Annotated in this window: 14 protein-coding genes and 1 tRNA gene; 9 read left to right on the plus strand and 6 right to left on the minus strand. The window is 73.5% G+C overall.

Translation table 11 applies throughout. From position 1 onward, the window contains the following. Positions 1–50: 50 nt before the first annotated feature. From rpmB to ACWDX6_RS05950, 4 genes are all read left to right on the plus strand, one after another. Complete coding sequence (gene rpmB, locus ACWDX6_RS05935; RefSeq protein WP_451483714.1) at positions 51–287, plus strand: 50S ribosomal protein L28; 237 nt, start codon at positions 51–53, stop codon at positions 285–287. Next, complete coding sequence (gene rpsN, locus ACWDX6_RS05940) at positions 287–592, plus strand: 30S ribosomal protein S14 (RefSeq protein WP_451483715.1); 306 nt, start codon at positions 287–289, stop codon at positions 590–592. Before rpmB ends, rpsN begins: the two co-directional genes overlap by 1 nt. 566 nt (positions 593–1,158) lie before the next feature. Beyond that, complete coding sequence (gene rpmF, locus ACWDX6_RS05945; protein ID WP_451483716.1) at positions 1,159–1,329, plus strand: 50S ribosomal protein L32; 171 nt, start codon at positions 1,159–1,161, stop codon at positions 1,327–1,329. Between the two features lie 6 nt (positions 1,330–1,335). Continuing rightward, positions 1,336–2,622, plus strand: a complete 1,287-nt coding sequence (locus tag ACWDX6_RS05950) for a GTP-binding protein (protein WP_451483717.1) — start codon at positions 1,336–1,338, stop codon at positions 2,620–2,622. Positions 2,623–2,757: 135 nt separating this feature from the next. Here the strand turns inward: ACWDX6_RS05950 and ACWDX6_RS05955 are convergent. Next, positions 2,758–2,831 (minus strand) — tRNA-Pro (locus ACWDX6_RS05955). 165 nt (positions 2,832–2,996) lie between these two features. Between ACWDX6_RS05955 and ACWDX6_RS05960 the strand changes: the two genes are divergently transcribed. Next, positions 2,997–3,500, plus strand: a complete 504-nt coding sequence (locus ACWDX6_RS05960; RefSeq protein ID WP_451483718.1) for a DUF309 domain-containing protein — start codon at positions 2,997–2,999, stop codon at positions 3,498–3,500. Between the two features lie 120 nt (positions 3,501–3,620). Here ACWDX6_RS05960 and ACWDX6_RS05965 read toward each other — a convergent pair whose 3' ends face one another. The 4 genes from ACWDX6_RS05965 to ACWDX6_RS05980 form a co-directional block, all read right to left on the minus strand. Continuing rightward, positions 3,621–3,869, minus strand: coding sequence for a hypothetical protein (locus tag ACWDX6_RS05965; protein ID WP_451483719.1), 249 nt, complete (start codon positions 3,867–3,869; stop codon positions 3,621–3,623). Beyond that, positions 3,866–5,116 (minus strand): cytochrome P450, encoded by a 1,251-nt coding sequence (locus ACWDX6_RS05970; RefSeq protein WP_451483720.1) that lies wholly within the window; start codon positions 5,114–5,116, stop codon positions 3,866–3,868. Before ACWDX6_RS05970 ends, ACWDX6_RS05965 begins: the two co-directional genes overlap by 4 nt. A 306-nt stretch (positions 5,117–5,422) precedes the next feature. Beyond that, positions 5,423–5,797, minus strand: a complete 375-nt coding sequence (locus ACWDX6_RS05975; RefSeq protein WP_451483721.1) for a DUF488 domain-containing protein — start codon at positions 5,795–5,797, stop codon at positions 5,423–5,425. Between the two features lie 30 nt (positions 5,798–5,827). Then, entirely contained in the window at positions 5,828–6,442 is a 615-nt protein-coding gene (locus ACWDX6_RS05980) for a TetR/AcrR family transcriptional regulator (RefSeq protein WP_451483722.1), read from the minus strand. 155 nt (positions 6,443–6,597) lie between these two features. On the opposite strand from ACWDX6_RS05980, the gene ACWDX6_RS05985 reads away from it, so the two are divergent. The 4 genes from ACWDX6_RS05985 to ACWDX6_RS06000 all read left to right on the plus strand — a co-directional run bounded on the left by ACWDX6_RS05985 (position 6,598) and on the right by ACWDX6_RS06000 (position 10,789). Continuing rightward, positions 6,598–7,521 carry a phosphatase PAP2 family protein gene (locus tag ACWDX6_RS05985; protein ID WP_451483723.1) on the plus strand — a complete coding sequence of 308 codons (924 nt, stop codon included), beginning with the start codon at positions 6,598–6,600 and terminating at the stop codon, positions 7,519–7,521. Then, the gene (locus ACWDX6_RS05990; protein ID WP_451483724.1) at positions 7,521–8,810 is read left to right on the plus strand and encodes a DMT family transporter; all 1,290 of its coding nucleotides are present in this window, start codon (positions 7,521–7,523) and stop codon (positions 8,808–8,810) included. The genes ACWDX6_RS05985 and ACWDX6_RS05990 overlap by 1 nt, the downstream gene beginning before the upstream one ends. A gap of 78 nt (positions 8,811–8,888) precedes the next feature. Then, complete coding sequence (locus ACWDX6_RS05995) at positions 8,889–9,896, plus strand: SPFH domain-containing protein (protein WP_451483725.1); 1,008 nt, start codon at positions 8,889–8,891, stop codon at positions 9,894–9,896. After that, complete coding sequence (locus tag ACWDX6_RS06000; RefSeq protein ID WP_451483726.1) at positions 9,893–10,789, plus strand: hypothetical protein; 897 nt, start codon at positions 9,893–9,895, stop codon at positions 10,787–10,789. Before ACWDX6_RS05995 ends, ACWDX6_RS06000 begins: the two co-directional genes overlap by 4 nt. Positions 10,790–10,947: 158 nt before the next feature. On the opposite strand, the gene ACWDX6_RS06005 is transcribed toward ACWDX6_RS06000, so the two are convergent. Continuing rightward, complete coding sequence (locus ACWDX6_RS06005; RefSeq protein WP_451483727.1) at positions 10,948–11,616, minus strand: hypothetical protein; 669 nt, start codon at positions 11,614–11,616, stop codon at positions 10,948–10,950. Positions 11,617–12,000: the final 384 nt, after the last annotated feature.

Below are 12,000 nucleotides of genomic sequence, written 5' to 3' on the forward strand. Positions count from 1 at the left end.
ATGATTTCCATTACCAACACGCTCCCCCAGCGAGAAAGGTGGCTGCGTCCATGTCCGCCCACTGCCAACTGACCGGCGCCAAGCCCGGCTTCGGCAACAACATCTCCCACTCGCACCGGCGCACCTCGCGCCGCTTCGACCCGAACATCCAGCGCAAGCGGTACTGGCTGCCCAGCGAGGGGCGGCACGTCCGCCTGGTCCTGAGCGCCAGGGCGATCAAGACCGTGGACACGATCGGCATCGAGGCCGCCGTGGCTCGGATCCGCGCGCGGGGAGGGAAGGTCTGATGGCGAAGAAGAGCAAGATCGCGCAGAACGAGAAGCGCAAGGAGGTCGTCGAGCGGTACGCCGCCCGGCGGGCCGAGCTCAAGGAGATCATCCGCCTCCCGTCCTCGACCGCGGCCGAACGCGAGGCCGCCCAGGCGGAGCTGCGCCGGCAGCCACGCGACGCCAGCGCCACCCGAGTGCGCAACCGCGACAGCGTGGACGGGCGCCCCCGGGGCTATCTGCGCAAGTTCGGGCTCTCGCGCGTGCGCACGCGACAGCAGGCCCACGCCGGCTTTCTTCCGGGCGTGACCAAGTCGTCCTGGTAGGCGCCGGCTTCGGCGCGACCTCCACCCCGGCCGGTCGGCACCCGAGGACCCGAACCACGCTCAAGCGATTGAAAATGGATCCCATGAGCACTTAGTGTCGTCACGTCCGCGTGCGGCTCCCCTCGGGCCCGCGAGGGGGACCGAAGGGACCGCACGCGGACACCTGAGAGGCCGAGGCGTCATGCCCGGCAACACCCGGCCGGGGCGGTCCCGCAGGACTCCGCCCGCCCCCTCGCCTCCCGCTCGCGAGGCATCCTCGACATGAAACCCGAACCAAAGCGTCCTGCGCCGATCGGCAAGCACAGCGCCGCACGCTCGCCCGCCGACTCTGGTTCGGCTCCTACGGCGAGCGGCGCAACGGGATCAGATTCACCGGACCCGGCCTCGACGCCGAACGCATCGCGGGCGCGCTGGACGGCGCGCTGGTCACGGACGCCGAGCTGTCACCGGGCCGCGCGGTCTGGGTGGATGGTCCGACCCCCTCGTCAGCCACAGAGAGGCAGATTGAGAATGGCAACCATTTTCATATAGCCTCTCCATGTCAGAACCGACCGAGGAGTCTCACGATGGCCGTCCCCAAGCGGAAGATGTCCCGCAGCAACACCCGCCACCGCCGCGCCCAGTGGAAGGCGACCACGCCCCAGCTGGTCCCCGTCACCGTCGAGGGCGTGGTGTACCAGGTCCCGCAGCGCCTGGTGAAGGCGTACGAGCGCGGCCTGATCCACCCGGAGGGCTGAGCGCTCATGACCTCCACCGACCGGCTGCCCGTGACCGTACTCTCCGGATTCTTCGGGGCCGGGAAGACCACGCTGCTCAACCATGTGCTCGGCAACCGTGAAGGGCTGCGGGTCGCGGTCATCGTCAACGACATGAGCGAGGTCAACATCGACGCGGCGCTCGTGCGCGGCGGCGAGGCGGCCCTGTCCCGTACCGAGGAGCGGCTGGTCGAGATGACCAACGGGTGCATCTGCTGCACCCTCCGCGACGACCTGCTGGAAGAGGTCGACCGGCTCGCCCGCGAAGGCCGCTTCGACTACCTGCTCATCGAGTCCAGCGGCATCTCCGAACCCATGCCGGTCGCCGCGACGTTCTCCTTCCCCCGGGACGACGGGGCCACCCTCGGCGACCTCGCCCGCCTGGACACGATGGTGACGGTCGTGGACGCCGCGAACTTCCTGGCGGAACTCGGCGGCGGCGACGAACTCGTCGCGCGCGGCCTCGACCAGTACGAGGACGACGAGCGCACCGTCAGCGACCTGCTCATGGACCAGGTCGAGTTCGCCGACGTGATCGTGCTCAACAAGCTCGACCTGGTGGGGCCGGAGGAGGCGCGCCGGCTGCGCGCCACGCTGTCCCGGCTGAACCCGGAGGCGCGGATCGTCCCCGCCGTACGCGGACAGGTCCCCCTCGAACACCTCCTGGGCACCGGCCTGTTCGACGTGGAGAAGGCGCAGCAGGCCCCCGGCTGGGTGAAGGAGCTCAACGGCGACCACGTGCCGGAGACCGAGGAGTACGACATCTCCTCGCTGGTGTTCCGCTCCGACCTGCCCTTCCACCCCGGACGGCTGTGGGCCTTCGTCACCGAGGGCCTCGACAGCGGTACGTTCGGGCGCGTCCTGCGCTCCAAGGGGTTCTTCTGGCTCGCCAGCCGGCCGCGGGTGACCGGACTGTGGTCCCAGGCCGGCGCCGTCGCGCGGTTCGAACCCTCCGGCGCTCGCGGTCCGGAGACCACTCAGGGCCAGGAACTGGTCTTCATCGGCACCGGCCTGCGCGCCGACGCCCTCCGGGCGGCCCTCGACGCCTGCCTGCTGGTGCCGGGCGAGACCGTTCCCGCCGACGACGACTTCCCCGACTGGGAGACGTACGGCATCGAGGACGCCTGCGAACACACGAGCGGGCGGCCTGAGCCCCAGCCCCGCACACTCCGGGCCGGACGGTGGTCGCAGCCACGGCACCGTCCGGCCCGGCCCTTTTCGTCAGGCCCCCAACGGAGCCGGAGCCCCAACCCCACTTTGCGCGGGCCAGGATGAAGGCAAGAGTGACGACGCTTCCTCACCACCCACCCGACCGGGCCGTTTCCGTCCTGGTCCCCAACTGGTCCCCAAAACGATCTTGAGGCCGTATCGAATACTTCCGATACGGCCTCTGACCTGCGTACATGCAAGTCGGGACGACAGGATTTGAACCTGCGACCCCTTGACCCCCAGTCAAGTGCGCTACCAAGCTGCGCCACGTCCCGATGCCCGTCCCGCCGGATGCTCCCGGTGGCGTCGTGCGAGAGAAACTTTACCCCACGCCGAGGGGCGCGGGGGCGCAGGGCCGTCGTCGCGTCAGGGGGTTGCGGAGAGATCCCGCAGGTGGTGGCCGGGGTGGCCGACTGGCGGGTGGGGGCGGGAGGGGGACAATGGGCGGCGTGAAGGGGATGCCGAGGGACCGCGACGAGGAGGGGCGGGCGCGCAGTGCGCGGCCGCGTGACGGGCTCGGACGCCCACTGCCGTACGGCACGGAGGGTGTGCCGCGGGCGCCGGAGGGTGTGACACGTACGCCCCCGCAGACGCTCGCCGAGGCGCAGCGGCTGCTCGACGAGGGGATGCCGTTCCACGCGCACGAGGTCTTCGAGGACGCCTGGAAGACCGGGCCCGCCGGGGAGCGGGACCTGTGGCAGGGGCTCGCCCAGCTGGCCGTGGGGCTGACGCACGCCGCCCGGGGCAACGCGCGGGGCGGGGCGCGGCTGTTGCGGCGTGGCGCGGACCGGATCACGGCTCCCTTGCCGGCGTCGCAGGGGCGCTCGTACGGCCTCGACGTCGACGGGCTGGCCGGGTGGGCCCGGGAGTTGGCGGACCGCACGGAGCGCGAGGACCGGGTGCCGGACGCGTCCGCCGAGGCCCCGAGGCTACGCCCGGAGTAGCACCGCTTCGGGGGTGCGGGGGCCGTGGACGCCCTCGACGGCGTCGAGTTCTCGGGCCGTCGCCTCGGCCCGGTCGTGGATGCGGGTGATGTCGGTCCTCGTCGCGTCCGCCGTCGGCAGTCACTCGGCCGGCAGGCCGGAGGGGACGAGCACCGTGCCCGCGCCGCGCTCGGCGAGAAGGCGCGGGAGCAGGGCCGGCAGGCCGTCGGTGTCGGTGCGGTGGACGAGAGCGCGGTAGTCGGCGAGGTTCTCGCGGAGGAGGTCGACGAGTCCGGCCGGGTCGTCCGGCGTGTGGCTCGACACGTACGAGCGGCCGGTGTCATCTCGATACGGTCTCGCCCGGGTGCCGCCCGGCCGCGCTGTCTTCACCAGGTGAGACGGAGCTCCTCGGGTGAGCGGTGGATGAGGGTCGGCCGCATCACCACCTCGTGGTCGTCCGCCAGCCGCAGGCCGGGGAGTCTGCGGGTGAACAGTTGCAGGGTGATGGCGAGTTGGGTCCTGGCGAGCCGGGATCCGGGGCAGCCGTGGGTTCCGTGGCCGAAGCCGACGTGCCGGACGGGGGCCGGGGGCCGGGTGATGTCGAAGACGTCGGCGTCCTCGTGGCGTGCCTCGTCCCGGTTGGCGGAGCCGTAGGCGACGAAGAGGGTCGCTCCGGCGGGCAGCTCGGTACCGGCCAGGACGACCGGACGGGTGGTGGTGCGGCGGAATCCCTGGACGGCGGTGTCGTAGCGGACTGCCTCCTCCACCGCCCCGGGTATCAGGTCGGGTCGCGCGCAGAGCAGCTCCCACTGGTCGCGGTGGCGCAGCAGGTGGAGCAGCGCGGTGCCGATCAGCGCGGTGGTGGTGAGGTGTCCGGCGATGAGGAGGTTCTGCAGGTTGGAGACGAGTTCGCCGCGCTGGTCGGGGGTGAGGTCACGGGTCCCGGGCCCGAGGCCGGTGTCGGGGGCCAGGGCGGCGACCATGGCCGAGCAGAGGTCGTCGCGGGGCCGGGCGCGCCGGTCGCGGGCGTAGCGGTCGAGGAGGTGCTGCAGCGCGACCACGTCCTCGGCGGCCGCGAGCTGTTCCTTCTCGTCCATGGGGCGGAAGAGGAGCTGCTCGGCGCGGTGTCCTCCGTGCACCGCGGCGGGGACATCCTCCGGTTCGAAGCCGATGAGCCGGCCGATGACGGCGCCGGGCAGCCCACGGGCGTACGAGGACATCAGCTCGGTGTGCCCGTCCTCGGCGAACGAGTCGACGAGGCCGGTGGCGACCTCGGTGGCGTACCGGGTGAGGGCGGCGACCCGGGCGGCGGACAGGCCGCTGTTGATCGGCGCGCGGTGGCGGCGGTGCGCGGCGCCGTCCGTGGAGACGACGGTGGGGCGTTTGCCGAATCCGCGCGCGAGGACGCCGAAGACGGCGGGTGAGGGCATGACGTCGGGGCGCAGGGCTTGGGCGGAGGAGAAGTCCTCGGGCCGCAGCAGCACTTCACGGACGTCGGCGTCCCGGGCGACCAGCCAGGCGTCGAGTTCGGGGACGAAGGTGAGTCCTGGTGTCCGTCGCGCCTGTGCGTAGAGGGGATACGGGTCTCGTTGAAGTGCGTCGAGTCGGTCGAGTCGTTCGTGCGTTTTCGGGTCCACGCGGTGCCTCTCGGAAGGGGAACGTGCGGAACGCGGTGCGGTCCGCACATGGTGACCGTCCCCGCGCGTCCCTGGCTATGCCCCGAAGGCCCGGCGTCGCGCCGGAGACCGTCTTCGGCCGGGAAGCGGCTGTCGCGCGGCCGGGAGGCGGCGGGTTCGGCCGGGAGGCAGCGCTGACCGCGGGGAGGCGGCGCGTGTGGGGGGGGGTGGCGCGTGCGAGGGGGCTGACCGCGGGGGGGGGTGGCGCGTGCGGGGGGCTGACCGCGGGGAGGTGGCTCTGCCTTTCCGCCGCGCGGCAGCCGGCCGTCACCCCTTCGGCGTGGACAGCGCCCGTTCCAGTACGGAGGTGTGGCTGAGGGCGGGGTCCTTGGCAGCGGTGAGGAGGGTGACCGTCCCCCGGGTGGCGAGGTCGCGCAGGCCTTCGAGGGCCTCCGTGGCGGCGGGGGCGGCGAGCTCCTCTCCGTACCGCCGGCAGAACTCGTCGTACTCCCCCTCAGGGCCGTGGTACCAGCGGCGCAGTTCCGTGGACGGGGTCAGGGCCTTGGGCCATTCGTCGATGTGCGCGTCGGCCTTGGCGAGGCCGCGCGGCCAGAGGCGGTCGACGAACACCCGTACACCGTCGTCGGGGGCGGGAGGATCGTAGACGCGGCGGACGCGGATGTCCGGAGTGGTGGCGGCCATGCCCCTCAGGGTGCGGGACGGGGCGCCCGATCACACGTCGACGCGCAGCGCCGGCAGGAGTACCGCGTCGACGAACACGCGCATCGCCGTCGCGTCCGCGAAGCGCTCCTCGAAGAGCCGCTCGACGCGGAGCATGCCGAGGAAGCAGGGCGCGACGAAGCCGATCGCCGGGTTGTCCGCCTCGATCTCCCCGCGTTCGACCGCGCGCCGCAGCATCTCGTCGAGGGCGGCGACCTCGGGGTTGATGACGGTCTCCCGCAACGCCTCGCGCAGATCGGGGTGCTGGATGTACGCCTGGCTGACCGCCTCCATCAGCTCGGCGTCCCGGTCCCGTCGGGACGCGGCCGTCCGCGCGGCCTCGCGCAGATCACCGGTGAGCGATCCGGTGTCGATACCGGCGAAGAAGGGGCAGCGCCGCTTGGCGAGGGCGGCCGTGACGAGCCGCGGTTTGGTGCCCCACTGCCGGTAGAGCGTCGCCTTGCCGCATTTGGTGCGGGCCGCGACCCCCTCCATGGTCACCGCGTCGTAGCCGCCTTCCCGGAGGAGGTCGATCACGGCCTCGAACAGCTCGGTCTCCCGCTCGGGCGTGATCTTGCTCCGGCGGGCGGCGGCGGTCGCCGCCTCTGTGGCGGCCTGTGGGGACACCGGTTCCTCCGTCGTCGTCCGGTCGGCTCTCTGCACATACGAGAGTAGGGGCCGCACAATCGAGACGCAAACGTATCGAGACGTTTGCGTCTCGATTAAATCGGATCTACGCTTCCTCCGTTTGCTGCTGATTTGACGGATAAAGGGGCCGCGCCATGGCTGCCGGGATACGCCGGATACGCGGGACGTGTCCCGCCGAACCGGAGCCGACCGCTACCCCGGAGCCGACCGCGACCCCGAAGTCGATCGCCATCCCGGAACCGGCGGTTCGCCCGGAGTCGGCCGCCGTCCCCGGACCGGCGGTTCGCCCGGGACCTGCGCCCGAGCCGGCCTCCGCCCCCCGGCCGCTACTGGTACGCGAGCTGCTGCTCGTCGCCGCGCTCTTCCTCGTCTACAAGTGCGGCCGCCTCCTCGCCAACGGCCACGAATCGCGCGCCTTCCGCAACGCCGACCGCGTGTGGGACGCCGAACGGGCCGCCCATCTGCCCGGCGAGGGATCGGTCCAGGCCCTCCTCCTCCACGGCGACGGCCTCGTCCGGGCCGCGAACACGTACTACGCCGCCGTGCACTTCCCGGCCACCGTCGCCTTCCTCGCCTGGCTCTACTGGCGCCGCCCCGGCCACTACCTCTGGTCGCGCCGGGTCCTCGCGCTCCTCACCGCGGCCGCGCTCGCGCTGCATCTGCTGATGCCGCTGGCGCCACCCCGGATGCTGACCGCCGCCGGACTCGTCGACACCGCGCAGGTGTACGGGCCTTCCGTGTACGGCGCGACACCGCGGACGGACTCGATGGCGAACCAGTTCGCGGCGATGCCCTCGCTCCACTTCGGCTGGGCGCTGATGGTCGCGATCGGTCTGATCGCAGCCACCCGGGGCCGGCTGCGGTGGCTCTGGCTGCTGCACCCCCTGCTGACGCTCCTGGTGATCGTCGGCACGGCCAACCACTACTGGTTCGACGCCCTGGCCGCGGCGGCCCTGCTCGCCCTCGCGCTCGCCGCCGTACGGGCCCCCGGGCCGGGCTCGGCCGCCCCGGCCCCTCCCCCGCGCGCCACCGCGCCCCGTACGGCAGGAGCCCTGTGATGACCGCCATCGACGGCACCGTGCTCGCGGTGCTGCTGTCTCTGGTCTCCGCCGCCGGGTACGCGCTCGCGGCGGTCGCCCAGGCTCGGCTCGCCTCGGCCTCCACCGGCGGCCGCGGAGCGCTGCGGGCGCTGCTCGCCCGCCGTCAGTGGTGGTGGGCGGTCGGCCTCAACGCGGCCGGCGCGCTGGCCCATGTGGCCGCGCTGCACTACGGTCCGCTGACCATCGTCCAGCCGCTCGGCGCGCTGACGCTGGTCGCGGCGTTGCCCCTGGGCGCGTACGGCGCGCGGCGGCGGGTGACCCGGGCGGAGTGGCGCGGGGCGCTGTGGACGCTCGCGGGGCTCGTCGGCCTGGTCTCGGTCACCGGGCCGGCGAAGCCCGGCGAGGCGCTGACCCTGCGCGAGGCTCTGATCGTGGCCGCGGCGACGGCGCTGCTGATCGCGGCGCTCGCGTCGGGACGGCTGTACGGGGGCGGGTCGCGCGGCGGACGGCGGACGGGCGCCGACGCCCCCGAAGGCCCGGCTTCCGCGCCCGGGTCCGACGGGAGCGCACGGTCAGCGGCCGGTTCCGGCTCCTTGGCGCGGGCAGGGTCCGGCGAAAGCGCGCAATCAGCGGCCGGCTCCCGGTCCGGCTCCGGCTCCGGCTCCGGCTCCGGCTCCGGCTCCGGCTCCGGCTCCGGCTCCGGCGGGATCATGGGGCGGGGTCTCGGTCACGCCACCGCCTCCGGGATCGCCTCGGGCGTCGCCTCCGCGCTGACGCAGACCTTGACCGCCGCGATCGCGCTCAAAGTGCCGGGCGGGAGCATGACCTGGTGGCGGACAGCGCTCCTCGCGGTGCTCATATCCGGCTTCGCGGTGGGCGGACTACTGCTCTCGCAGACCGCCTACCGAGGCGGTCTCGCCGCGCCGCTGGCCGTCGTGAACCTCTCCAACCCGGCCGCCGCGGCGGTCATCGGCGTGGCACTGCTCGGCGAAACGTTTCGCGCCGGGGCCTGGGGATGGCCGATAGCGGGCGCCGCGGCCGTCGTGGCGGCACGCGGGGTGGTCCTGCTGACGACCGGCCAGGGGACGGCTGGGGGCACCACCCAGGCGGTGCCGGCTCCGGCCGCCGCCCCCGCGTCCGCGGACCGGCCTTCCTCGCGCCCGCCGGCATCGGATGTCATGGCGGAGGCAGCCCTCACGCGCCCGACCGCGACAGCGGGTCCCCGTACGTCCCCCGAGACCGCGAGGCCGGTGCCGCCACCCCGTACCGACACCTCGGCCCTGGCGCTCGACCCCGCCATCGGCTGACACCGGCACCCACTTTCGTCATATTGACGAAAAGCAGACCGTCCCACTATCGTCAAAGTGACGACAAGGGAGGGTCTCATGGCCGACATCACCCGGCGCGCCGGCTGGCGCCACCTGCGCTCCGCGCCCACCGCCCACGTCCGGCACCACCACCGGGGCCGGCTCGTCCACGACGGCGCGGGGCTCAGCTTCTGGTTCCGCGCGCTGTCCGCCGCGCTCTCGGAAGTCCCGGTCGACGACCGGGAGCTCGGTATGGCGTTCCACGCCAGGACCGCCGACTTCCAGGACGTGAGCGTGCAGTGCACGGTGACCTACCGCGTGAGCCGGCCGGAGGCCGCGGCCACGAGGATCGACTTCTCCATCGATCCGGACACCGGCGCCTGGCGCGGCGCTCCGCTGGAGCAGATCGCCGGTCTGCTCACGGAGACCGCCCAGCAGCACACGCTCGACGTCCTGGCCCGTACGCCGCTCGCCGCGGCCCTCGTCGACGGCGTGGCTGCCGTACGGAACCGGATCGCGGAGGGGCTCGCCGCCGAGCCCAGGCTGCCGGAGACCGGCCTCGAAGTCGTGGCCGTACGGGTGGTGGCCATCCGCCCGGAGCCGGAGGTCGAGCGGGCGCTGCGCACTCCGGCCCGCGAACAGATCCAGCAGGAGGCGGACCGGGCCACCTACGAGCGGCGCGCGGTCGCGGTCGAACGGGAGCGGGCCATCGCCGAGAACGAGCTCGCCAGCAAGATCGAGCTGGCCCGCCAGGAGGAGCGGCTCGTCGACCAGCGCGGCATCAACGCGCGCCGCGAGGCGGAGGAGAGCGCCGCCGCCGACGCCGTACGCGCGGAGGCAGAGGCGGTGCGGAAGGTCCGGCTCGCACGGGCGGAGGCGGCGGCGGCACGCGAGGTCGGTGCGGCGCGCGCCGAGGCGCAGGCCGCCTGGCTGCGGGTGCACGGGGAGGCGGACGCGGCGACGCTGCACGCGTTGGCGGCGACCCGGGCCGCCGAGAATCTGCCGCGGATCGAGAGCGTCACCCTCTCGCCCGACGTGCTGACCGGGCTGTTCGCGAAGCTGGGCGGCGGCGGGGGCGCGTCGTGAGCCTCGCGCCACGGGCGGTGCTCGTCCACCGGACCACGGAGTACGAGGAGTTGCTCGCCCGGCACGGTACACACGGGCAGGCCGCCTTCTTCGCCGCCGGTCGCGGTCCGGACATCCGGGAGGTGCGGGAGCGGCACGAGCGCACCCGGCGGGCGCTGGCCGAGGTCGCGGGGGCGGTGCCGTTGTCCTGGCGGCAGGCGCGGGTGGAGCGCGCGGATCTGGACCGGTTCCTGTTCGGCCCGGAGGACGTGGTCGTCGTGGTGGGGCAGGACGGCCTGGTGGCCAACGCGGCGAAGTATCTGACCGGTCAGCCGGTCGTCGGCATCGACACCGATCCGGGGCGCAACCCGGGCGTCCTCGTGCGCCACCGGCCCGTGGACGCCGGGAGGTTGCTGCCGGCCGCCACGAGCACGGTCGCCGAGGAGCTGACGATGGTGGAGGCGGTCACCGACGACGCGCAGCGGCTTCTCGCCCTCAACGAGATCTATGTCGGCCCGCCCGGCCACCAGACCGCCCGCTACACCCTCGCCGTCGAGGGCGCGCGATCAGGGGCGCCCGAGCCCCAGGCGTCCTCCGGCGTTCCCGTCGGGACCGGGACGGGGGCCACGGGCTGGCTCCGCTCCCTCTGGCAGCAGCGTGCGAGCCCGCTGCGGCTGCCCGCCGCGACCGACCCCCGGCTCGCCTGGTTCGTCCGCGAGGCGTGGCCGTCCCCGGCCACGGGCACGGCGTGCGTGGAAGGTCTCCTGAGCCCCGGGGAGGCCCTGTGCCTCACCGTCGCGTCCGACCGCCTGGTCGCCTTCGGCGACGGCATGGAGTCGGACGCGCTGGAACTGCCGTGGGGGCGGGCGGTACGGGTGGGCAGGTCGGCGACCGTGCTGAGACTGGTGGGCTGAGGCGACCGGGCCGTACGGGGGACGGTGGCGGGGCCTCGCGGACCCCGGCCACGTCCGCCGGAGAGGCCCGAGGCCCCGGGCCAGGCCGAGCGCCGCCGCCCTCGCGACACGCCCCACCGGCCGAGCGCCACCCGCCCCGTCCCCCTACCCTCCGCCCCTCACACGACCCTCCAAGCGCCCACGGTCCAGAAGACCGCGAATCCCGTCCAGACGATCGCGAACGCCCAGACGAGAAGGTGCTCCCCGAACAAGGCCATGGAGCCCATCCATCCCACCCCGATCGCCACGAACAGCCAGCCGAAGTTGGGAAAGGCGAGGATGCCCGACGGCCGGCCGCTCACCAGCGCCCAGACCCCCGCGGCGAGGATCAGGCAGCCGAGCGCGAGCCACGGCATGACACTGCCCTGCGAGGAGGGCGCGTACTCGTAGGTGCGGCCGCGCACCACCAGCCGCACGGCCTCGCCCCGCCAGACCCTGAGCTCCGCGCGATCGCCCGTCCTGACCTCGCCGTACGTGTGCGACCCCACCGCGAGCCAGCCGGTACGGTCGGGCCACTCGACCTTCACGTCGTAGTACCGCGTACAGGTGGTGGTGCCGCCTCCCCCGCCCCCGGCGGTGATGCCCCCCGTCCCCGCGCCACCCATGCCGCCGCCCGCGGTCGCCATGCCGCCGGCGGTCGTCATGCCGGCCGCCGTCCCGCCGACGCTGGTGCCTCCGGTCGTGCCGTGGGACGTACAGCGTTCGCCCGTCCGGCGGTCGAGGACCGTGCCCACCGCGGGCCGTACGCACCCCTCGCCCTCGCAGACCGGTGCGGCGCGATACGCCATCGTCGCCCGGTACGCCTCCGTGACCTGCTGACCGCAGACGAGGACTCCCCATCCGGCCGCGAGGACGAGCGGTCCCCGTAACCAGAGGGGCAGCCGTCTCTCGTACCGACTTCCCCTGTACCCCGTTGACTTCATCCGTCGGTGATTCCCCGCGGCGCGGGCGTCCAAGCACCGCCCCTCCCCCCTCCCCCGCCCCCCTCCGAGGGGTGACAAGGGTTTTCCCCGTATCGCGTTCACCTGCTCTTTCCCTACTGTCTGCCGCACCGGCAGATCCCATCCCCCGATCCACGCCCCCCTCAGGAGCTCAGGCCCTGTCAGGTGCATGAGGAGAGGGGGGTGGTGTCCGCCGGTGACGGCCTTGACCCGGGCCGTCGCGCCGGTGGC

This window comes from Streptomyces sp. NPDC003027 (genome assembly GCF_053591435.1).